The following is a 21,853-nucleotide window of genomic DNA, read 5'->3' on the forward strand; positions in this document are numbered from 1 at the left end:
CGCAGTTCCCCGCGCCCCTTAGGCGACTCAGCCCCTCCGGCGTTTGAGGAGCGGGGGTTCGGGGGCCGGCCCCCGAGTAGTGACGGGAATGGGTAGGGGCGGCGGGGCGAGAATCGTCGTTCGGCGAGACGGAGCGTCTTGTCGGGCTGGTAAATTGGAGCGTATGGCTCACACGTCCGCCCAGCCCCCGCAGAAGCCCGCCCCCGACTCCAGCCGCCGCAGCGAGAAGTCCCGGCGGGCGATCTACGACGCCGCCCTCGCGCTCGTGAGCGAGGTCGGCTACCCGAAGACCACCATCGAGGGCATCGCCGCCCGCGCGGGCGTCGGCAAGCAGACGATCTACCGGTGGTGGTCGTCGAAGGCGGACGTCCTGCTGGAGGCGTTCATCGACCTGAGCGCCCAGGCGGCGGAGGCGGCCGCTCGCCCGGAGGTCATCGGGGAGCAGGCGGCGTACGAGATTCCCGACACCGGCGACCTGGAGGCCGACCTCAAGCTGGTGCTGAGGGCCACCGTCGACGAGCTGCTGGACCCCACCTTCGAGGCCCCGTCACGGGCCTTGGCGGCCGAGGGCGTCGTCAACGAACAGGTCGGCCGGGAGTTCGTCGGCAAACTCCTCGAACCCCAGCTCCAGCTGTATGTGAAGCGCCTGCGCGCCGCGCAGGAGCAAGGAGCCGTGCGCGCCGACATCGACCCGCGCATCGCCCTGGAACTCTTCGTCTCGCCCCTCGCCCAGCGCTGGCTCCAGTACACGGGCCCCATCACGTACGAGTACACGGACAAGCTCGTCGAGTACGCCCTCTACGGCCTCGCGCCACGGGGGCCCGCCGCCCGCTGACCTCCCGCCCGCGCCAGCCGTCCCGGCGCGTCCGTGATGATTCCGTCGCAGCCGAGCGCGAGGGCGCGGTCGCGCTCCGCCGGGGTCGCCACGGTGTGCGCCCACACGCGGGGGATGCCGGACCTGACCGCCCGTACGAGATCGCGGTCGCGGGCCTTGTGGTCCACGTCCAGGACGTCCACGAACGACCGCCACCGCTCGGGCCGGTCCGTACGCATCTGCCGTGCCGACCGCCACAACTGCGAGACCAGGCCCATGCGGTGGGCCCGCCGCGCCACCGCCGGGTGGTTGGAGTTGACCAGCACCGAGCGGGTCAGGCCGCGTGACCTGATCATCGCGGCGAGGGTCGGCAGGCTCCGCGGGTCCTTGGCCTCCAGTATCAGCACCGTTCGTCCGCCGAACCGGTCCAGCACCTCGGCGAGCGTTGGCGGCCGCTCGGAGCGCCAGCTCCCCGGCAGCCCGTCCCCGGGGCGCAACCGGACCCCCTCCCAGTCCCGCCGGTCGAGCGCGTCCACCGGGCCGCCCATGTAGGTCGTGCGGTTCAGGGTCGCATCGTGCATGACCACCATCGTCCCGTCGCGCAGCATCCGGGTGTCCAGGTCGAGCACCTGGGCCGTACCGCGCTCGTACGCGGCCACGAGGCCCGACATGCTGTTCTCCGGCACCTCCCGGGCGCCGCCGCGGTGCGCGGTCTGGACGATGCGGGGGAGTGCCGACACCGTCAGCGGGCCGGCGTCCCATTCGAGCGGGCTGATCGCCCCGCCCTGTCCGACGAGGGCCAGCGACGCGAGACCCGCGACAGCCGCCAACGCAGTCCGTGTGACCATGCCGACACCGTAGGCGGGCAAATCGTCTCAAAGTATGTAATGACACTCGATCGATGACCCGGTCGGGCATCGTCCCGCCTACCCCGGATGTGGGCTCCGGCCCCCTGTGACGCAGGATGGTGGGACCATAGGGCATGCTGTCCGCACAACAGCCAGGGCGAGGGGATCGATGAGCGCAGAGATGGGCCGCCGCTCGGGCGGGCAGGGCAGGATCTCCCAGTGGCTGCGTGGCCGACGGCCTCGTACGGACTCCGGAGACGACTCCTCGGGGCGTGAGGAACTGCTGCTTGCCGCCGCCGGAGCCGGGCTGCCGCTCGCGCCCGCCGCCCATCCCTCCGCCTACCGGTGTTCCTGTGACCGCGTCGGGTGTCCCACCCCCGCGCGGCACCCGGTGTCGTTCGCCTGGCAGACGCAGTCCACGACCGACCGGGCGCAGATCGAGCGGTGGGCGCGGCATCAGCCGCTGGCCAACTTCATCACCGCGACCGGCATGGTGCACGACGTGCTGGACGTTCCGCTGGAGGCGGGGCAGGAGGCGCTGGAGCGGTTGCTCGCGCTCGGTGTCGAGGTCGGGCCCGTCGCGGTTTCCGGGGGTGACCGGATGCTCTTCTTCACCGCTACTCGGGGTACGCCCGAGGATGAGGACGAGTGGTGGCCGTGTGAGCTGGACTGTCATCCGGAGACGATGGATGAGCATCCGGGGTTGCGGTGGCATTGCCGTGGGTCTTATGTGCTGGTGCCTCCGGCGCGGTTGCCCGGGGATTTGACGGTGGAGTGGGTACGGGGGCCGGAGCATGGGCTGCCGGATCCTTTGTCGTTGCTCGAGGTGCTTACCGATGAGTGTGCTCGGTATGCGGGGGTTGAGCGGGATCATGTTGCGGCGTGGCCTCTTCGGGGCTGACGCCCCGTATCCCTTGCCTCGCTTGTTGTTTTGTCCGCGGGTCGGTGGGGGCTGGTCGCGCAGTTCCCCGCGCCCCTAAAGGGGCGCCGTTCCCCGCGCCCCTGAATCGGTGGGGCGCCCCCTTACTCGCCCTTCGCCGCCGTCAAGCCCTGGATCCTGCCCAGGAACTCCACCTGTTGGTTCGCCGCGTCCTTGGCGGGGTCCAGTACTGCCTGGTTGGAGATGGATTCCAGGGTCAGGGACTGTTTGGGTTCGCCGGTCATGAGGGCCTTGACGTCGGCGTTGGTGACGTTGATGGGGACGCCCTGGGCTGCTGTCTGCTTCTGGTAGTGGCGGGTGGTGAAGAAGACGAGGGCGCCGCCGGTGGTGGTGCGCAGGGCCACCGGGGCGTAGTCGCCGGAGGCCAGGGGCTCGTCGATGTACTGCTGGGCGAGGCCGGGGCGGCTCGCGCTCTTCGTGCGGTCGGAGCGCCACTTCGTGGTGTGGGTGCCCGCGGCGAAGGTGTCGCCGCCGTCCTTGAGATAGGTCGCGTAGCCCTGGGGGAGGTCCCCGGGCGCGACCGCCAGGTCCGCCGCGCTCGCCGTGACCGGTTCCGCCCAGCCGTCCTGGTCCTTCTTGAAGTCCGGCACCTCTTCGGCGGCGACGATCGTCAGATACGAGACCTGCCACACGTCGTCGGCACTGCCACGGGTGAACACCAGCAGCCAACGGTCCTCGCCACGGCCCTTGTTGGCCTTCGAGTCGGTGACGAACCAGCGCGGCCAGCCGGCCTTCTTCGGGATCGTGAACTCGGTGTCGCTCAGCGCCAGCGGCACGTAGTCGGGGTTGCCGCCCGGCTGGTTCTTGCCGCCGGCCTTCAGCTTCGCGCCGTCGATGTCCCCGAGGGCGCCGGTGACCCGGTCCGCGTCCAGGGACGGGTCGTTGGCGCCGTTGGCCTCGTTGTAGGCGGCCGTGAAGTCCTTCAGCGCCCGCGCGGCCTCGGTCTTCGTGGCCCCGGGGAGAACCTCCCGTTCCCCGTGCACCACCACGCACCCGCTCGCCGTCACCGACAGCACGGTCACCGACGCCGCCATCAGCGCGCTCCGGCCAGTCCTGCGAGGCCTACGAGGGCCGTGATCCCTGCTCATCGGTACCGTCACCTTCCCCTTCCCGGAGGGGAACCCTACCGGGGCCGGGGAGCACGCGGACGGCGGGATCACGTACCGCGCCCGCACTGTGATCCAGCGCGCCCTGCCATGTCCCCAAACGTCCCTGTCAGACCTCTTCGCGCACCGGCGCGGCCGGCTTCGCCTTGTCCTTGTCCGGCCGTGAGGGGGCCAGGAAGAAGGCGAGGGTCGGTACCAAGTACAGGGACCACACGACGACTTGGAGGACCGTCGGATCCGGCTGGAAGTTGAAGACGCCCTTGAGGAGCGTGCCGTACCAGCTGTCCGGCGGGATGGTCTCGCTGATGTCGAAGGCCTTGTTCGTCAGCCCCGGCAGGAAGTCGGCCTCCTGGAGGTCGTGGAAGCCGTACGCGAGGACACCCGCGGCCACCACGACCAGCATGGCGCCGGTCCAGGTGAAGAACTTGGCGAGGTTGATGCGCACGGCGCCCCGGTAGAAGAGGTAGCCGAGCACGACCGCCGTCGCGATGCCCAGCAGCACGCCGATCAGCGGGCCCTCGGTGCCGTCGCTGGACGCGCGTACGGACGTCCAGACGAACAGGGACGTCTCCAGACCCTCGCGTCCCACGGCCAGGAACGCGGTCGCGACCAGCGCGCCCGTGCCCATCTGCAGTGCCGCGTCCAGCTTGCCGTGCAGGTCGGCCTTCAGATGGCGGGCCGTACGCCGCATCCAGAAGACCATCCAGGTGACCAGGCAGACCGCGATGATCGACAGCGAGCCGCCGAGCGCCTCCTGCGCCTCGAACGTCAGCTCCTGGGAGCCGAATTCGAGCGCGCACCCGAAGCCGAGGGCGAGACCCACCGCGATGGCGATGCCGATCCAGATCGGCTTCAGCGCGTCCCGCCGGTCCGTCTTCACCAGATACGCGATGAGGATGCAGACGACGAGGCTGGCTTCCAGGCCCTCGCGCAGGCCGATCAGATAGTTCGCGAACACGGCCTACGCCTCCTTGGAGTTCGTGGAGTTCGTGGAGCTCTTGGAGTCCTTCGAGTCTTTCGAGAACAGGGTCCGGCCCCACCAGTCGTCCTTGTCGCGGACGCCGGGCGGGACGGCGAAGACCGCTGAACCCACGTGCTGGATGTACTCGTTGAGCGCGTCGGTCGCCAGGCTCCGCTGCACCGGGATGAAGCCCTTGCGGACGTCCCGCTGGTAGGCGAGGAAGAACAGGCCCGCGTCCAGGCGGCCGAGGCCGTCGGTGCCGTCGGTGAAGGAGTAGCCGCGGCGCAGGAGCGTGGCCCCGGCGTTGGTGTCGGGGTGCGCGAGCCGTACGTGGGCGTCGGGTTTCATCGCCTTCAGGAACGGCCTGTCCCGCTCCTTCGCCTTTCCGACCGGGGCGCCCTCGCCCTTGTCACGGCCGAAGATGTCCTCCTGCTCCTGGAGGGAAGTACGGTCCCAGGTCTCGATGTTCATGCGGATGCGCCGGGCCACGAGGTACGAGCCGTCGACCATCCACGCCGGGCCGTCCTTCTCCTCGACCCACACGAACTTCTTCAGGCGGTCCGTCTCCGTGCCCGCGATGTTGCGGGTGCCGTCCTTGAACCCCATGAGGTTACGAGGGGTCTGGGCCTCCGGAGTCGTCGAGGACGTCTTGCCGAAGCCCAGTTGGGACCAGCGGATGACGACCTTGCCGAAGCCGATCCTGGCGAGGTTGCGGATCGCGTGCACCGCGACCTGCGGGTCGTCCGCGCAGGCCTGGACGCACAGGTCGCCGCCACTGCGGTTCCCGTCGAGGTTGTCGCCCGCGAACTTCGGCAGGTCGACCAGGGCTTCCGGCCGCCGGTCCGCGAGGCCGAACTTGTCGAACAGGGACGGGCCGAAGCCGATCGTCAGGGTCAGCCGCGACGGTTTGAGGCCCAGCGCCTCCCCGGTGTCGTCCGGTGGCGCCTCGGCCAGACCGCCGTACGCGCCCTCGCCGACCGCGTGCCCGGCGGTCATCCGCCGCGCGGCCTCGGTCCAGTCCTTCAGCAGCTGGACGAACGCGGCCCGGTCCGTCGTCTTCACGTCGAACGCGGCGAAGTGCAGCCGGTCCTGCACCGGGGTGGCGATGCCCGCCTGGTTCGTGCCGTGGAAGGCGACCGCGGCGCCCGTAGAGGCCGCGGTCGGTTCCGTGTCGTCGCCGTTGCGGGCCATCGCCACCGCGCCGCCGGCCGCGGCGGCCCCGAGCGCGAGCCCGGCACCGCCCCAGCCGATCAGTGAACGCCGCGACGGGGCACGGGAGATGGAGTCCGCAGTCTCCTCGTTCCGGCCCGCAGGCGAGTCGTTCCGGTCCGTGCTTCCGCCGGTCCCGCCGGTTTCGTCGGTGGCTTCCGTCGTGCTCGTGTTGTTCGTGGTGTCCGTCATGGCGCCAGGGCCCCTCTTACGTCACGTCCTACTTCACGACGGCTGCGGCGAGCTTGGACAGCGGCTCCGCGAGCGCGTTCACCGCGTCGGAGAGCTCCTTGCGGTCGGCCTTGCTGACCTTGTCGTACGAGGTGAAGTCGTAGGTGGTCTTGTCCTCGCGGTACTTGTCGAGCAGCGTGTTCAGCGCCGCGAACTGCGTGTCGAGCTCCTTGGTGAGCGCCGCGTCGTTCTCCGAGGCGACCGGCTTCAGCAGCGCGTACGACTTCTCCGCGCCCTCGACGTTCGCCTTGAAGTCGACGAGGTCGGTGTGCGAGTAGCGCTCCTCCTCGCCGGTGACCTTGCCGGTGGCGACCTCGTCGAGGAGCTCCTTGGCACCGTTGGCCATCGAGGTCGGGGTGATCTCGGCCTTGCCGACCCGCTTCTGCCAGTCGGTGAGGTCGGTGATCAGCTGGTCGGCGAGCTCGGAGTCGCGGTCGGTGAGCTTCTTGTCCTGCCAGAGCGAGCGCTCCAGGCGGTGCCAGCCGGTCCAGTCCTTCTCCGGATCCTGGCCCTCCTCCAGACCGTCCTCGCGCACGTCGACCTTCGGGTCGATGTCACCGAAGGACTCGGCGACGGGCTCGGTCCGCTCCCAGCCGATGCGCGAGTCGGCGTACGCCTTCTTCGCGGCCTCGATGTCGCCGGCCTTGACCGCCTGCGCGAAGACCTTCGCCTTGGGCAGGGTCTCGTCGGCCTGCTCCTGCGCGTACTCGCGGTAGGCGGCGACCGCCGAGTCGAGGCGCGGGTCCCGCTTGGCGACCTTGCCGGAACCGGTGGCCGTGACGTCCTGACGGATGCCCTTGCCCTTCATGCCCGGCTTGCAGGCGATCCGGTAGTCGCCCTCCTTCACCTCGGCGGTGACCTTCTGCTTGGTGCCGGGGCCGATGTTCTCGCGCTCGGTGACGATCCGGTCGTCCGGGAAGAGGAGGTAGACCTCGGTGACCTTGGAGCCCTTGTTCTCGACGTCTATCTGGATGTGCCCGGCCGGGAACCTGGTCTTCGACACCTCGCACTTGGAGTCCGTGGCGGTCACCTTGACGACGCGGTCGTCGCCGCCCGAGGCATCGCTCTTCTCGGTGCAGCCCGCGACAGCGGCCAGCGCCGCCGCGGTCACGGCGGCGGTGACGGAGAGTCGGACGGCTCGCATACAGGCTCCAAGAGGGTCACAGGAAAGGCATGGAGGAGGAACAGGTCCTCAGTGAGGCTGCCCTAACTTATCTGAGGCTTACCTGACTGAAAGCCGCCCGTCCAGTGATTCAGCTCTCATCGGTGACGCAAGGGCACGGCCGGATCACGGTGGCTCAATCTGCCCCCCACGAAACGGTCAAAGATCGGTCAAGAACCCCTCACGGGAGCCACTAGGAGCTCGCCGGTGCGCGGATGCGGGAACACCTCGACCGGCTGCTGGTAGACGTCCGAAAGCAGTCGGTCGGTGAAGACCTCGGCCGGCCGTCCGTCGGCCACCGCACGCCCGGCGCGCAGGATCGCGACCCGGTGCGCGTAGGCCGCCGCGAGCCCCAGATCGTGCAACACCACGACCACCGCGTCCCCGGCGTGCGCCCTTGCGCGGCAGACCCGGAGTACCAGTTCCTGGTGGCGCAGGTCCAGGGCGGCGGTCGGTTCGTCGAGCAGCAGCAGCCGGGTGCGCTGGGCGAGCACCCGGGCGAGCGCCACTCGGGCCCGCTCACCGCCGCTGAGCGCCGAGAAGGACCGGCCCGCGAAGTCCGTGACCTCGGTCGCCGCCATGGCTGCCGCCACCGCCGCGTCGTCTGTTTCCTCTGCGTACTCCTCGGCCCGTCCGGCCCAGGGCGCCCGGCCCATCCGTACGACCTCCTCGACCGCGAACGGGAAGGAGAGCGCGGCGGACTGGGGGAGCATCGCCCGGCGCAGGGCCAGTTCCTGCGCCGACCAGTCGGACGCCGGGCGACCGTGGACGCGTACGACTCCTGCGGCGGCCGGGAGATCGGCGGCGAGCGCGCCCAACAGGGTGGACTTTCCCGCCCCGTTGGGCCCGACCAGGGCCAGTACCTCGCCCGCGCGGGCCGTGACGTCCACGCCGGACAGCACCTCGCGGCCACCGAGCCGGACGTGCAGGGCCTCGGCCTCGGCGAGTACGTCGCCGGGGTGCACGGGGCCGGGAGGAGCGGGCATCGTGCCGATCAGTCCGAGCAGCTTCACGCCCAGCCTCCTTGCCTGCGACGGGTCCTGCGCAGCAGCCAGAAGAAGAAGGGGCTGCCGAAGAGCGCGGTGAGCACCCCGAGAGGCAGCTCGGCGGGCTCCACGACGGTACGGGCCGCGAGGTCGCCCGAGAGCAGGACCACCGCACCGCCGAGCGCGCTGCCGGGGATGAGGAAACGGTGGCCGGGGCCCGCCGCCATGCGCAGCAGATGGGGGATGACGAGCCCGACGAAGCCGATGACACCGGAGACGCTCACGGCCGCGGCCGTCAGCAGCGCGACGACCAGGATCAGCACGACACGCAGCCGCTCGACGTCCACGCCCAGATGCCGGGCGGGCCGCTCGCCGAGGGACAACAGGTCCAACTTCCGTGCGTAGAAGGGCGCGACGGCCAGGCCGAGCGCCGCGCACGGCAGGACCGCGAGCACCTTCGGCCAGGTGGCCTGGGAGAGCGAGCCGAGCTGCCAGAAGGTGATCTGGTTCACCGCCGCGGTGTCCGCGAGGAAGATGAACAGGCCGATCAGCGCGCCCGCGAAGGCGTTCACCGCGATACCGGTGAGGATCAGCGTCACGACCTCCGTACGGCCGCCCGAGCGGGACATCGAGTACACCAGCAGGGCCGTGCCGAGACCCGCCACGAAGGCGAAGGCGGGGAGGGTCCAGTTGCCGAGGAAGTTCAGACCGAGCGAGATCGCGGCGACCGCGCCGACCGCCGCGCCCAACGAGACGCCGATGACGCTCGGTTCGGCGAGCGGATTGCCGAACACGCCCTGCATCAGCGCGCCCGCACAGCCCAGCGAGGCACCGACGAGCAGCGCGAGCACGATCCGCGGGAAGCGCACGTTCCAGAGCACGGACTCGGGGACCCGGGCGAGTTCGCCGCCGCCGAGTCCGGCGCGGTGCGCGATGGACGACAGGACGTCACCGGGGGATATCTCGTACGCGCCGAGCCCGGCGGAGGCCAGGGTGAGGAGGCCGAGGAGGACGGCCAGGCCGACGGTGAGCAGCCAGGGGGCGCCGCGACGGGGCCCGGCGGGTCTGCCGGGGGGCGCCGACGCCACCGGGGCCGCGTCCGCTGTCCCGGCCTCTGTCCCGGAATCGGGCGCCGTGCCCTTGTCGGTCACGGTCACTCGGCGTCCCCGTACAACTGGTCGACCAGGGACTTCAGTACCTCGTCCGTGCGGGGGCCGTAGTTGAGGAGGACGCCGTCCTCGATCGAGACGACCCGGCGCTCCATTCCGGCGGGGGTCTGCGCGACGCCGGGGATCTTGACGAGACCGTCGATGCCGCCGACGGATTCGAGGCCCTTGGACATGACGAGGATCGCGTCGGGGGCGGCCTCGGCGAGAGCCTCGGTGGTGATCGTGGTGAAGTCCTTCTCCAGACCCGACTCGGCGCCGCCGTCCACCGCTCCCGCCGCTTCGAGCAGCGAGGTGGCCCCGGAGTCCTTGCCGCCGATCAGATACACGGAGGCGGTGCCGCGGAGGTAGAGGAAGGCGACGCGTGGCTTGTCGGTCTTCTTCGGAACGTCCTTGCGCACGGCGACGATCCGATCCTCGGAGCGCTTCGTGAGTTCCCTGCCCGCGGCCGGTACGCCGAGGGCGCGGGCCACCGTCCCGATCCGCGGGCCCACGTCGTCGAGACCCTTCGCCGGGTCGACGACGAGGACGGGGACACCCGCGTCACGGATCTGGTCCATCGCCTCGTCGGGCCCGGTGGTGGTTTCGGCGAGCACGAGATCGGGCTTGAGGGACAGGACGCTCTCCGCGGAGACGTCGTGGTTGCGCGTGACCACCGGCAGCTTCTCCGCCTGCGCGAACGTGGCGGTGATGTCACGGGCGACGACCCGGTCCCCGAGCCCCAGCGTGAAGACGATCTCGCTGAGACTCCCCGAGAGCGGAACGATCCGCTCGGCGTCCCTGACGGTGACCTGCCTGCCGTCGGACGAGCGCACGGTGACCGGGAGTCGGGGGGTCGGGGTGTCGGCCAACGGCTCGACCCGATCGGCGGCGGCCTCGGCCTTGGCGGCCGGCGCTCCTTCCGGCGAACTGTCCGAGGAGCAGGCCGTCACGGTGAGCGCGAGCACCGCAAGCAGTGCCCCCGCCACTCGAGTACGCAGACGTCGCACGGTCGCGTGGTTCCTTTCGGTTCGCCGAGGGCACGGGCGCTCTTCGGAGGGGCTACGCCCCTTTAGGGGCGCGGGAAACTGCGCGACCAGCCCCCACGGCCCGCAGCCAACAAACGACCCGCAGTCCCCTCTTCTGTCTCATCCAACGCTTCCCGCATCGGAAGACATAGCTTAGGTTAGCCTTACCTTTCTCGCCAGAACCGCCCTGGATCTGGCCAGGTCCCGCGCCCCGGAGGACCCGAATGCCCTCGCGCCCGTCCCTACGCACCTACGTGACCCTGCTCTGCGCAGCAGTACTCGTGGCACTGCTCCCGGCCGGTCAGGCCCAGGCGGCAAGCCGAACCGTGCAGGGCGGCCGCCTGGACTGGGGCATCAAATCCTCCTTCCAGAGCTACGTCACCGGCCCGATAGCGAACGGCAGTTTCTCCCTCACGGGCGGCGCGGCCACGGTCGGCGGCAGCCAGTTCCGCTTCCACTCGGCGACCGGCACGTACGACGGCGCCTCGGGCGCCTTCAACGCCGGCTTCTCCGGCGGTGTCCACTTCCTCGGGCACAAGAAGGACGACGGCACGTATCAGCTCGACCTCACGATCAGCCGCCCCACCGTCCGGCTCTCCGGCAACGGCGGCACCCTGTACGTCGACGTCATCAGCAAGGCGAAGGGCACCGGGGCGGTCACGACGTCCTCGCGGGTGCCCTTCGCCTCCCTCTCCCTGGGCGGCATCAACATGAAGGGCGGCGGCAACGCGGTCCAGTTGAACAACCTGCCCGCCACCCTGACCGCCCAGGGAGCCAAGTCCTTCGCCGGGTACTACACGGCCGGCACCGCCCTCGACCCGGTCAGCCTCTCGGCGGACGTCAGGGCCGCGGCCGCCGCCGAGCCGTCACGCACGCCGTCGCCCTCCCCGTCCAAGTCCAGGGCAAAGAAGGAGAGTTCAGGCCGGATCGAGAACAGCGCCGTCGACTGGGGCGTGCGCCGGACCTTCCGCGAGTACGTCACCGGGTCCATCGCCAAGGGCGAGTGGAAGCTCACCGACGGAGCCGAGGACGGCGGCGCGCTCTTCCGCTTCCCCGAGGGCTCGGGCACGTACGACGAGAAGAAGCAGACCCTCGACGCGACCTTCACCGGAGCGGTCCGCTTCACCGGCGAGCAGGGCCTCGACCTGAAGCTCGGCGCGCTCCGGGCCAAGGTCACGGACGACGGAAAGGGCACGCTCTACGCCGACGTCACCGGCGCGGGCGGTACGGGCAGTACGGCCGGCACGGAGAAGAAGGTCCCCCTGGTCACCTTCACGGCCAAGGACTTCAAGCCCAAGGACGGCCTTGCCCGGCTGACCGAGGCGCCCACGAAGCTCACCGCCGACGGCGCCAAGGCCTTCGGCGGGATGTACAAGGCGGGCACGGAGATGGACCCGGTCTCCCTCGCCGTCGCCCTGACCGACAGCGCCGAACTGCCCGCGCTGCCCGACCTGGGCAGCGCGGAGTCGGCCACCCCGGAGGCCGCGGCCGCAGAACAGAAGACGGCCGAGCCCAAGGCCGAGGCCACCGCCAGCGATTCGGACGTCCCCGTCCTGCCCGTCGGCCTCGCGGCCGCTTCTCTGATCGCGGTGGCCGCGGCCTTCGTGATCATCCGCAGGCGTCGCGCCCAACCGGCCGCTGACGCCCCCGATGCGAACTGAATTTCCCAGCGCTGTCCGCGAGTTGAGCGGACGCCCACACACGGAGCCGAGGAGAACCCACGACCATGGCCGCCAACCGTCGCCGCCCCATAGCCCTCGCCGCAGCCTGCGCGACCGCCGTCACGCTCGGCGCCACCGCGCTCGCCGCGACGTCCGCGTCCGCCGCCGAAGTACCGCTCAAGGGCTACGAGTTGACCTGGGGCATCAAGCAGTCGTACCGCACGTACGTGACCGGGATGGCGGCCGGCAGCTTCACGCCCGAGGGCGGCGCCACGCAGGCCAAGGACAACGGCGCGTTCACCTTCGTCAACGGCACCGGGACCTACGACTCCGAGGCCCACACCGTGGCGCTCGGCTTCGAGGGCAGCCTGAAGATCGTCTCCAAGCTGCACGGCTTCGAACTCGCCCTGTCCGACGTGAAGTTCGACAGCAAGGCCGCGAGACTCACCGCGGACGTGACGAAGAGCGGCACGACCCAGCAGGACGTGCCGCTGGCCGAGGTCACCGTCACCCGCACGATGACGGACATGGCGACCAAGCTGACGAAGGAGGCGGGCGACGTCTTCGGCAGCTCCAGCTACTCCGGCGCGGCCGGCGACCCCCTGACGGTCGTGGAGAAGAAGACCGAGTCGCCGACGCCCACGCCCTCGGGCTCCACGACCCCCTCGCCCACCCCGTCCACGACGCCGTCCACCACCCCCTCGGACACCCCGTCCACCACCCCGTCGCAGACCACGAGCCCGACGTCCTCGCCCACCGAGGCCGACGCCGTGGGCGACATCACCGACGGCACCCTCGGCTGGGGCGTCAAGCAGTCCTTCCGTACGTACGTGGTGGACGGTGTCGCCAAGGGCCAGATCACCGTGTCCGGCGGTGCCGCGCAGGCGTCCGGCAACGGGATCTTCACCTTCCCCGACGCCACCGGGACCTACGACACGGACGAGGACACCCTCAAGGCCTCCTTCAAGGGCTCGGTCAACTTCAAGGGCCATGAGACGAACGGCACTTACGGCCTCGACCTCACCCTCAGCGACCTCAAGGCGGAGGTCGACGGCGGCTCCGGCAAGCTGACCGCGGACGTCGACAGCCTCGGCGAGAAGTCCGCCGACGTGACCCTCGCCGAACTCAAGCCCAAGTCCGCCGACCTGACGGCCAAGAACGACGTCATCACCCTCGACGACGTCACCGCCACCCTCACCAAGGCCGGCGCGGAGGCCTTCGGCGGCTTCTACCAGGCCGGCGCCGAACTCGACCCGGTCGACCTCTCGGTGACCCTGTCCGACGACGCCGAACTCCCGGACCCCGACCCGACGTCGTCCAGCGGCGGGACGGGCGGCACCACGGGAGGCACGACCGGCGGCACCACCGGCGGCGCGGGCACGACCGGCTCCACCACGGGCGGCGTGACGGGCGGCCTCGCCTCCACCGGCTCCGACATCCCGGTCGGCGCCCTGGGCGCGGCGGCCGCGGCGACGGTCGCGGCGGGCGCGGGCGTGGTGTTCGCGGTACGCCGCCGCCGCGCGACGGACGCCACCCAGGCCTGACCGAACCGACGGCAACCGGCTGCCGCCCCTGCCATCGGGGGCCGGCGGCCGGATGCGTACACACCACTCCTGTAGTGCTTGAATGCCCGCGTGACTGATTACGACGTGCTGCGGGTCTTCTGCGGACCGCGCGGTGAGTACGGCAACGAACTCGGGGTCGTGCGGGACGGTTCCGTACTGCCGGAGCGGGACGAACGGCAGGCGTTCGCGGCCAAACTCGGGTTCAGCGAGACGGTGTTCGTGGACGACCCCGAGCGCGGGGTCATCGACATCTACACCCCCAGTGTGCGGCTGCCCTTCGCCGGATACCCCTGTGTCGGAGCGGCCTGGCTGCTGGACGTACCCGAACTCGTCACGCCCGCGGGCGTGGTGGGCACTCGCCTCGACGGCGAGTTCAGCTGGATCGAGGCCCGCCCGGAGTGGCCGGAGCCGCGCACACTCCGCCGGTACGGCACGGCGGCCGAGGTCGACGCGCTGGAGGTGCCCCCACCAGGGGAGTGGCTCTACGCCTGGGCCTGGGAGGACGAGGCGGCCGGCCGGATCCGCGCCCGAGGCTTCCCCGGCCGCGGCGACGGCGTGCACGAGGACGAGGCCACAGGCGCCGCAGCCCTCCAACTGACAGCCCAACTGGGCCGAGCCCTGAACATCGTCCAGGGCACAGGCTCCCAACTCCTCACAGCCCCGCAGCCGGAGGGCTGGGTAGAGCTGGGTGGCAGGGTGTTCCTCGAACGCTGAGAACAGGGGCCGCGCCCCCGGCTTTTGCTTTTAGGGGCGCGGGGCTGTGTCAATTTGCGGCTCCGCCGCGTGGGCGCGACCAGCCCCCACTCACCCGCACCCAAAACTCAACCAACCCAGCGGAGCGCTCACGCACTGATGCGGAACTCTTCCCCCAAAGCAACAAAGACCGCGATGTTGAGCGCGAACGCCCGCTTGCACTCAGCAATGATCCGCTGCTTCTCCAGATCATCCGCAAGCACACCATCGAGCAACTCGCGATACCCCCGCTTGAACGCGGCAGGGTTCCCGATGTCCTCGAACACGTAGAACCGCACCCCGTCCCCCTTGCGGGCGAAGCCCCACGTCTGCTCGGCCTTGCTCCGCAGGACCTGGCCGCCGGAGAGGTCGCCGAGGTAACGGGTGTAGTGATGCGCCACGTACCCACCGGGCCACGTACGCGCGCACTCGGTGATCCGCGCCGTGTACTCCTCGGTCGCGGGCAGCGCCGTGACGCTCTCGCGCCACTCCGGGCCCCGCAGATGCGCGAGATCCCGCTCCAGCGCGGCCACCCGCACCAGCTCGGGGCGCAGGAACGGCCCCGCCACGGGATCGCCGACGAGCTCGCGCCCGCCTTCCTCCAGCGCCCGGTAGACGAACCACAGCTGCTCGGTGTACCGCGTGTACGCGTCCACGCCCAGCCTGCCGCCCAGCAACTCGCTCATGAACGTCGAGTCGTGCGCCTGCCCGTGCTGCTCGTGCGACGCGGTGCGGATGAGCGTCGAGAACGGTGTGCTCGACGAGTTCATGAAGACCTCCGGGGCCGAAGGGGGACGAGAGCCGGGCCCATCTTGTATGGTTAGGCTTACCTAAGTCAACAGGTTTCCCGACGCCCTGTCGGTAAAACCGTACCCCGAATCTCCATCCGGTCCACATGAAAAAGCCGCCCCTCTGTTCGAGCGGGCGGCTTGGTGCGGAACTTGGTCGGAAAAGGGCGGTTACGGCAGGGTCAGCACCTCGGCCCCGCTGTCCGTGACGACCAGCGTGTGCTCGAACTGTGCGGTCCGCCGCCGGTCCTTCGTCACGACGGTCCACCCGTCGTCCCACATGTCGTACTCGTGCGTGCCCAGCGTCAGCATCGGCTCGATCGTGAACGTCATCCCCGGCTGGATCAGGGTCGTCGCGTGCGGGCTGTCGTAGTGCGGGATGATCAGCCCCGAGTGGAACGACGAGTTGATGCCGTGCCCGGTGAAGTCCCGCACGACCCCGTACCCGAAGCGCTTCGCGTACGACTCGATGACCCGGCCGATGATGTTGATCTGCCGGCCGGGCTTGACGGCCTTGATGGCACGGTCGAGGGACTCACGGGTCCGCTCGACGAGCAGCCGCGACTCCTCGTCCACGTCGCCGACGAGGTACGTGGCGTTGTTGTCGCCGTGCACACCGCCGATGTACGCCGTCACGTCGAGGTTGATGATGTCGCCGTCCCGCAGGACAGTGGAGTCCGGGATGCCGTGACAGATGACCTCGTTCACGGAGGTGCACAGGGACTTCGGGAAGCCGCGGTAGCCGAGCGTGGACGGGTAGGCGCCGTGGTCGCACATGTAGTCGTGGGCGACCCGGTCCAGCTCGTCCGTGGTGACGCCGGGCGCGATGAGCTTCGCGGCCTCGGCCATCGCCCGGGCGGCGATCTGCCCCGCGACACGCATCGCCTCGACCGTCTCCGGGGTCTGGACCTCCCCTCCGGTGTACGGCGTGGGGGCGGGCTTGCCCACGTACTCGGGACGCCTGATGTTTCCCGGCACGGGACGGGTGGGAGAAAGCTCCCCTGGTACGAGCAGCGACTGGCCAGACATGCCAGCGAGTCTAACCAGCGCGTGGTGGGGGACGATGTCCCTGGCGAAAGGAGCCCCAGCCATGGCCCTGTTCAAGAAGCGGACCGTCGGGAAGCCGGGCGAGTGGTACTACTGCCTGGAGCACAAGAAGGTCGAAGAGGGTCCCGACTGCCCGGGCAAGGACCGCTTCGGCCCGTACGCGACCCGTGGCGAGGCGGAGCAGGCGATGGAGATCGCCCGCGAGCGCAATCTCGAGTGGGAGACCGACCCCCGCTGGCATGACTCCGCTGCGCGGGGCCCGGAAGACGACTGACGGCTCCGCCGGAGGGGTCGTGATGAACCTGCGGGTCCGTCGTGGCCGATCGCGCAGTTCCCCGCGCCCCTAAAAGCCAGGGGCGCGGGGCAGTGTCGATTTGCGGCTCCGCCGCGTGGGCGCGGCCGGCCCCCACCGGCCCGCAGCCAATTCACGCACCGGTAGTCGCCCCTTCCCGGGACTCCTTCAACCGCACCGCATGCTCATTCGTCCGCACGTCGTACGTCATGAGCTTCGGGAGGCACAGAGCCAACGCCCCCACCGCGGCCACGCACAGCACACCCCCGGCCCACACGGACCCCCGCACACCGATCCACGCGGCCATGCCACCGGCCCGTACCTGTCCCAGCTGAGGCCCCACCGAGTACGAGAGCAGCTCGATCCCCGCCAGCCGCCCCCGCAGCTCGTCCGGGATCGTCTGGTTCCACATCGCGGCACGGAAGATCCCGCTGACCATGTCGAAACAGCCGCCCAGCGCGAGGAACAGCAGGACCAGCCACACATCGTGAACGACCCCGGCGGCCACCATCGCGAGCCCCCAGAACGCCGCCGCCAGCACCACCATCCGCCCGTGCCGATGCACCCGGGACGTCCAGCCGCTCGTCAGGCTCACCAGCAGCGCCCCGGCGGGCAGGGCCGCGTACATCAGGCCCAGCGACCACTCGGCGTCCAGCTCGTCGGCGAGGAAGGGCAGCACGGCCAGCGGGAAGGCGAAGAACATGGCTGCCAGGTCGATGGCGTACGTACCCAGCAGTTCCTTGCGGCTCCACGCGTACTGGGCGCCCTCCAGGATCGACCGCAGTGACGGCTTCGCGGCCTCGTGGGAGGCGGGCGACGCGGCGAGGCCGACCGCGAGCGCGACCGACACCACGAAGGTCGCCAGGTCCGCGGCATAGGCCCAGCCCAGCCCGGCGTACGCCACGACGAGCCCCGCGACCGCAGGACCCGCGACCCCGCCGACCGTCCACCGCAACGAGTTGAGCGCGGCCGCCGCCGGCAGGTGCTCGTGCCGCACGATGCGCGGCGTGAGCGCGTCCAGGGCGGGCCGCTGGACGGCGACGAGCGAGGAGGAGAGCGCGGCGACGGCGTACAACGGCCACACCAGGGGATCCGGCAGCAGTGCGTTGACCAGCAGTACGCCGCTCAGCAGCCCCTGCCCCACCTCTGTCCAGAGGATCAGCTTCCGCTTGTCCAGGGCATCGGCGAGCGCCCCGCCGTACAACCCGAACACGATCAGCGGGACGAGTTCCACCGCGCCGATCGCGCCGACGGCCACCACGGAACCGGTCAGATCCTTCATCTGCACCGGCAGCGCGACGAAGGTCAGGAAGCTGCCGAAGTTGGTGACGAGCCCGGCCACCCACAGCCGCCGGAAGTCGGCGGAAGTCCGCCACGGCGCCAGATCGGGCAGCAGCGCGCGCAGGCGCGAGGGGGCCCGTCCGGGGGCGGATTCGGGGGCGTCGCAATCGGGTTCCGTCACGAGGTGCCATGGTCCGGCCCGGCCCCCGACGAGGACAACCGCTTTTCCGACCGCGAGGACCCTCAGCCCACCGGCGGGTACATCACCAGCACGTCGACACCGGCGCGTACGTCACCAGCGAACCGGCACCGGCGCGTACGTCACCAGCGTGCCGGCGGTGGAGACGTCAACTGGTCCGCCAGCCGGGACAGCCGGTCCCGCAGCCGCCGCCTGCCCCGCGGGGAGGGCAGTGAGTTCTCCCCGGCCGCCGCGCTCACCAGGTGCTGCACGGTGTCCAGGCTGAGGTCCGGCTCCGACGGCACGGCGAGCGCCTCGTGCGCCATCGCGTGCAGTTCACGGTCGCCGCAGTCCAGTGCGAGGACCGTCGCCCCGGCCCGGCGCGCGTCGTGGACGCGTTCCAGGAGCGGGGCCCCGGGGGCGTCCGGCGCCACCACGAGGAGTGTCTCGCCCCGCCTGGCCGCCTCGATCCGGCCGAGTCCGACGGCCAGATGGGCCGGGTCGCCGGGATGCGCCCCGTGCCGTACGAGCGTCGGTGTCAGCTCCGGCGTGCCCGACCAGGCGGCCTCGTCCACGAGGTGCGCGGCGAGGTGCCACGGCTCGTACTCCGCCGTCCCCACCAGCAGCAGTCCGCCCCCGTGCGGCAGCACGGAGGACCGCAGCGCTCCCGCGAACCGCCGCGTGGCACCCGGCCACTCGGTTCCGGCGAGCACTTCGCGCAACAGGGCGACCCGTACGGCATCCATGCGCACGCATCCTGCCGCAACCGGCCACTCGTCAGGTGGAGTTCACCATGAATTCGCCCGGGGTGGGCAGAGTGTCCGTCCGAGTCGGTGAGGGAGGGTTCCATGGCCAGTACTGAGACATCAGTGCCGTTCCGGGCGGGACAGGAGGGCTATGCGAGCTTCCGCATCCCGGCCGTCGTCGCCACCGGCGGGGGCACCCTGCTGGCCTTCTGCGAGGGCCGGGTCGGCTCCCGCGACGACTTCGGGAACATCGACATCGTGCTGAAGCGCTCCACGGACGGCGGTCTGACCTGGGGCCCGCTCCAGGTCGCCGCCAAGAACGGCGACGCGCTCTCCGGGAACCCGGCCCCCGTCGTCCTCGCCACCGGCCGTGTCCTGCTCGTCCACCTCCGCAACGCCGCCCTCGCCACCGAGGACGCCATCCGCCGCGGCAAGGTGAGCGCCGCCGACGGACGCCGCGTCTGGGTCCAGCACAGCGACGACGAAGGGCTCACCTGGTCGAGCCCGAAGGAGATCACGAAGCAGACGAAGAAGGACACCTGGCGGTGGTACGCCACCACCCCGGGCCACGCCCTCCAGTTGAGCACCGGCCGAGTCGTCGTCCCCGCCAACCACTCCCTCCCGCCTACCGGCAAGGACACCGGCACCGAGGGCAAGTACAACGGCGGGCACTGTCTGCTGAGCGATGACGACGGCGGGACCTGGCGCATCGGGTACGTCGACGACAACACCGACAACTACATCAACGTGAACGAGACCACCGCCACCGAACTCCCCGACGGCCGCGTCTACTTCAACACCCGCACCGACTCCACCGCACCCGGCACCCGCGCCGACGCCTACTCGCGGGACGGCGGCCAGAGTCTGGTCAAGCCCTTCCGCCCGCAGGCCGGCCTCACCGGCCCGGTCGTCGAGGGCAGCGTGCTCCAGCTCCGCGACCCGGACGTCCTGCTGTACTCCGGCCCCGCCGACCCCGGTTTCCGCGCCCTGATGACGATCCGCGCCAGCACCGACGACGGCGTCACCTGGCGGCCCGCGCACACCGTGGACGGGCTGCCCGCCGGGTACTCCGATCTCGTCCGCGTCGACGACGACACCGTCGGACTCCTCCACGAGACGGGCGACTTCGGCGCGTACGAGACCATCGTCTTCCGCAGGGTGCCCGTGACGGCGCTCACCTGACCGCCGCGGACGCGAACCGCGCACGTAAAGTCGGCCCATGACCTCTACTGACAGTGCACAGAAGGCGCCCGCGAAGGACCCCTGGGACCTTCCCGACGTGTCCGGGCTCGTCGTCGGCGTACTCGGCGGCACCGGTCCGCAGGGCAAGGGCCTCGCCTACCGGCTGGCGCGGGCCGGCCAGAAGGTGATCATCGGGTCGCGGGCCGCGGAGCGCGCGCAGGCCGCCGCCGACGAACTCGGCCACGGCGTCGAGGGCGCCGACAACGCCGAGACGGCCCGTCGCAGCGACATCGTGATCGTCGCCGTGCCGTGGGACGGACACGGCAAGACGCTGGAGTCCCTGCGCGAGGAGCTGGCCGGCAAGCTCGTCGTCGACTGCGTCAACCCGCTCGGCTTCGACAAGAAGGGCGCGTACGCGCTGAAGCCCGAGGAGGGCAGCGCGGCCGAGCAGGCCGCCGCCCTGCTGCCGGACTCGCGGGTCACCGCCGCCTTCCACCACCTCTCCGCTGTCCTTCTCCAGGACCCGGAGGTCGAGGAGATCGACACCGACGTCATGGTCCTCGGCGAGGAGCGCGCGGACGTCGAGATCGTCCAGGCGCTGGCCGGACGCATCCCCGGCATGCGCGGGGTCTTCTCCGGACGGCTGCGCAACGCCCACCAGGTCGAGGCGCTGGTCGCGAACCTGATCTCGGTGAACCGCCGGTACAAGGCCCACGCGGGTCTGCGTGTGACCGACGTGTAGGCGTACGGCGGGCTCCGGACATGGGGGACACTGGAGGCAGCAGTGTCCCCCACGGGACCGCCGGCCACGGCAGCAACGACAGGACCCGACAGGAGCCGCACCCCATGTCCCGACTCGCCCTCTACGCCCTCGTCGTCTGCCTGCTGGCCACCGCCGCGGCCGTCGTCTCCTTCGTCCAGGGCAGCTGGCTGGGGATCGTCTGGGTGCTGCTCGCGGGACTCTCGTCCAACATGACCTGGTACTACCTGCGCCGGGACAGGGCGCGCCGTCAGGCGCAGTCCGTCACTGGTTGACCGAGCAGAACTCGTTGGTGTCCGTCCAGAAGCGGTAGAGGTTCTGCCCGCAGTACGTCTGGAACTCGTCGATGTTCAGGCTGCGCAGGAGCGCGTCGATCACGTCGAAGAACACACCGTTCACCGCCGGGATCCACAGGATGGCGATCACGAGGAGCAGCCCGAAGGGCGCGAGGGGCTCCACCTGGCGGCGGATGTTGTGCGACAGCCAGGGCTCGATCATGCCGTAGCCGTCCAGGCCCGGCACCGGCAGGAAGTTCAGCAGCGCGGCCGTGACCTGGAGCAGCGCGAGGAACGCGAGGGCGAACTGGAAGTCCGCCGGTACGCCGTCCAGCGCGTCCAGCCAGAACGGGGCCGTGCAGACCACCGCGAACAGCACGTTCGTCAGCGGGCCCGCCGCCGAGATCAGGCTGTGCTTCCAGCGGCCCTGGATGCGGTTCCGCTCGATCCAGACCGCGCCGCCCGGCAGACCGATACCGCCCATCATCACGAAGATGACGGGGAGCACGATGCTCAGCAGGGCGTGGGTGTATTTGAGGGGGTTGAGCGTCAAATACCCTTTCGCGCCGATCGAGATGTCGCCGCTGTGCAGGGCCGTGCGCGCGTGCGCGTACTCGTGCAGACAGAGCGAGACGATCCAGGCCGCCGTCACGAACAGGAAGACGGCCACGCCGGGCTGCTCGGCGAAGCCCGTCCAGGTGGCCCATCCCGTCACCGCGGTGACGGCCACGATCCCGAGGAAGACGGGGCTGATCCGCCGGTCGCTGTGGCGGGTGGTGGCGGTGGTCATGGGGTCGGGCTCCCTGGGGTTCGCTCAGCGGGCTTCATGCTGAGGGGCGTGCCCGACCGTACCGGGCGTATGCCGAAAACGTCTCGCGATCGCCTGTGAGTTCCAGGGAGGGTGGACCCATGGGGT

General features: G+C 70.5%; 22 protein-coding genes. 9 read left to right on the plus strand and 13 right to left on the minus strand.

What is annotated here, in order from left to right:
* Positions 1-163: 163 nt before the first annotated feature.
* Positions 164-835 carry a TetR/AcrR family transcriptional regulator gene (locus QF035_RS36740; RefSeq protein ID WP_307525147.1) on the plus strand — a complete coding sequence of 224 codons (672 nt, stop codon included), beginning with the start codon at positions 164-166 and terminating at the stop codon, positions 833-835.
* On the opposite strand, the gene QF035_RS36745 is transcribed toward QF035_RS36740, so the two are convergent.
* A complete protein-coding gene (locus QF035_RS36745) occupies positions 799-1,662 on the minus strand; it encodes a glycerophosphodiester phosphodiesterase (protein ID WP_307525149.1) in 864 nt (287 codons plus the stop codon). The two genes, QF035_RS36740 and QF035_RS36745, sit on opposite strands and share 37 nt — an antisense overlap.
* 169 nt (positions 1,663-1,831) lie before the next feature.
* On the opposite strand from QF035_RS36745, the gene QF035_RS36750 reads away from it, so the two are divergent.
* Positions 1,832-2,563 (plus strand): bifunctional DNA primase/polymerase, encoded by a 732-nt coding sequence (locus tag QF035_RS36750; protein WP_307525151.1) that lies wholly within the window; start codon positions 1,832-1,834, stop codon positions 2,561-2,563.
* A gap of 122 nt (positions 2,564-2,685) precedes the next feature.
* On the opposite strand, the gene QF035_RS36755 is transcribed toward QF035_RS36750, so the two are convergent.
* From QF035_RS36755 to QF035_RS36785, 7 genes are all read right to left on the minus strand, one after another.
* Positions 2,686-3,690, minus strand: a complete 1,005-nt coding sequence (locus tag QF035_RS36755; protein WP_307525153.1) for a hypothetical protein — start codon at positions 3,688-3,690, stop codon at positions 2,686-2,688.
* A 127-nt stretch (positions 3,691-3,817) separates the two neighbouring features.
* Positions 3,818-4,666 (minus strand): iron uptake transporter permease EfeU, encoded by an 849-nt coding sequence (gene efeU / locus QF035_RS36760; protein WP_307525155.1) that lies wholly within the window; start codon positions 4,664-4,666, stop codon positions 3,818-3,820.
* A 3-nt stretch (positions 4,667-4,669) separates the two neighbouring features.
* Positions 4,670-6,070: an iron uptake transporter deferrochelatase/peroxidase subunit gene (gene efeB / locus QF035_RS36765; protein ID WP_307525157.1), complete on the minus strand. Its 1,401-nt coding sequence runs from the start codon at positions 6,068-6,070 to the stop codon at positions 4,670-4,672.
* Positions 6,071-6,098: 28 nt separating this feature from the next.
* Positions 6,099-7,253: an iron uptake system protein EfeO gene (gene efeO / locus QF035_RS36770; RefSeq protein WP_307525158.1), complete on the minus strand. Its 1,155-nt coding sequence runs from the start codon at positions 7,251-7,253 to the stop codon at positions 6,099-6,101.
* Between the two features lie 188 nt (positions 7,254-7,441).
* Entirely contained in the window at positions 7,442-8,257 is an 816-nt protein-coding gene (locus QF035_RS36775; RefSeq protein ID WP_307531710.1) for a heme ABC transporter ATP-binding protein, read from the minus strand.
* A 23-nt stretch (positions 8,258-8,280) separates the two neighbouring features.
* Entirely contained in the window at positions 8,281-9,345 is a 1,065-nt protein-coding gene (locus QF035_RS36780) for a FecCD family ABC transporter permease (protein ID WP_307531711.1), read from the minus strand.
* A gap of 65 nt (positions 9,346-9,410) precedes the next feature.
* Positions 9,411-10,412 (minus strand): heme/hemin ABC transporter substrate-binding protein, encoded by a 1,002-nt coding sequence (locus tag QF035_RS36785; protein ID WP_307525159.1) that lies wholly within the window; start codon positions 10,410-10,412, stop codon positions 9,411-9,413.
* 242 nt (positions 10,413-10,654) lie between these two features.
* Between QF035_RS36785 and QF035_RS36790 the strand changes: the two genes are divergently transcribed.
* From QF035_RS36790 to QF035_RS36800, 3 genes are all read left to right on the plus strand, one after another.
* A complete protein-coding gene (locus QF035_RS36790; protein ID WP_307525160.1) occupies positions 10,655-12,091 on the plus strand; it encodes an HtaA domain-containing protein in 1,437 nt (478 codons plus the stop codon).
* A 65-nt stretch (positions 12,092-12,156) separates the two neighbouring features.
* On the plus strand, positions 12,157-13,635 hold the full coding sequence (locus QF035_RS36795; protein WP_307525161.1) for an HtaA domain-containing protein: 1,479 nt from the start codon (positions 12,157-12,159) through the stop codon (positions 13,633-13,635).
* A gap of 90 nt (positions 13,636-13,725) precedes the next feature.
* Complete coding sequence (locus QF035_RS36800; protein ID WP_269654914.1) at positions 13,726-14,370, plus strand: PhzF family phenazine biosynthesis protein; 645 nt, start codon at positions 13,726-13,728, stop codon at positions 14,368-14,370.
* A 128-nt stretch (positions 14,371-14,498) separates the two neighbouring features.
* On the opposite strand, the gene QF035_RS36805 is transcribed toward QF035_RS36800, so the two are convergent.
* Both QF035_RS36805 and map read right to left on the minus strand, forming a co-directional pair.
* Entirely contained in the window at positions 14,499-15,158 is a 660-nt protein-coding gene (locus QF035_RS36805; protein WP_307525164.1) for a biliverdin-producing heme oxygenase, read from the minus strand.
* A gap of 189 nt (positions 15,159-15,347) precedes the next feature.
* The gene (gene map, locus QF035_RS36810) at positions 15,348-16,205 is read right to left on the minus strand and encodes a type I methionyl aminopeptidase (RefSeq protein WP_307525165.1); all 858 of its coding nucleotides are present in this window, start codon (positions 16,203-16,205) and stop codon (positions 15,348-15,350) included.
* Between the two features lie 61 nt (positions 16,206-16,266).
* Here map and QF035_RS36815 point away from each other — a divergent pair, with 61 nt between their 5' ends.
* Positions 16,267-16,497: a hypothetical protein gene (locus QF035_RS36815; protein WP_307525166.1), complete on the plus strand. Its 231-nt coding sequence runs from the start codon at positions 16,267-16,269 to the stop codon at positions 16,495-16,497.
* 151 nt (positions 16,498-16,648) lie between these two features.
* Here the strand turns inward: QF035_RS36815 and QF035_RS36820 are convergent, their stop codons facing one another.
* Positions 16,649-17,977 (minus strand): MFS transporter, encoded by a 1,329-nt coding sequence (locus tag QF035_RS36820; protein ID WP_307525168.1) that lies wholly within the window; start codon positions 17,975-17,977, stop codon positions 16,649-16,651.
* A 140-nt stretch (positions 17,978-18,117) separates the two neighbouring features.
* Positions 18,118-18,720, minus strand: coding sequence for a hypothetical protein (locus tag QF035_RS36825; RefSeq protein WP_307525170.1), 603 nt, complete (start codon positions 18,718-18,720; stop codon positions 18,118-18,120).
* A 102-nt stretch (positions 18,721-18,822) separates the two neighbouring features.
* Between QF035_RS36825 and QF035_RS36830 the strand changes: the two genes are divergently transcribed.
* The 3 genes from QF035_RS36830 (at position 18,823) to QF035_RS36840 (ending at position 20,937) form a co-directional block, all read left to right on the plus strand.
* Entirely contained in the window at positions 18,823-19,902 is a 1,080-nt protein-coding gene (locus QF035_RS36830; RefSeq protein WP_307525172.1) for a sialidase family protein, read from the plus strand.
* A 37-nt stretch (positions 19,903-19,939) separates the two neighbouring features.
* Positions 19,940-20,644, plus strand: a complete 705-nt coding sequence (gene npdG / locus QF035_RS36835; protein ID WP_307525174.1) for an NADPH-dependent F420 reductase — start codon at positions 19,940-19,942, stop codon at positions 20,642-20,644.
* A 104-nt stretch (positions 20,645-20,748) separates the two neighbouring features.
* Positions 20,749-20,937 (plus strand): hypothetical protein, encoded by a 189-nt coding sequence (locus QF035_RS36840; RefSeq protein WP_189838244.1) that lies wholly within the window; start codon positions 20,749-20,751, stop codon positions 20,935-20,937.
* Here the strand turns inward: QF035_RS36840 and QF035_RS36845 are convergent.
* Entirely contained in the window at positions 20,927-21,727 is an 801-nt protein-coding gene (locus QF035_RS36845) for a site-2 protease family protein (RefSeq protein ID WP_307525178.1), read from the minus strand. The genes QF035_RS36840 and QF035_RS36845 overlap by 11 nt on opposite strands.
* Positions 21,728-21,853: the final 126 nt, after the last annotated feature.

The organism is Streptomyces umbrinus, assembly GCF_030817415.1.
GTDB classification, from domain to species: Bacteria; Actinomycetota; Actinomycetes; order Streptomycetales; family Streptomycetaceae; genus Streptomyces; species Streptomyces umbrinus_A.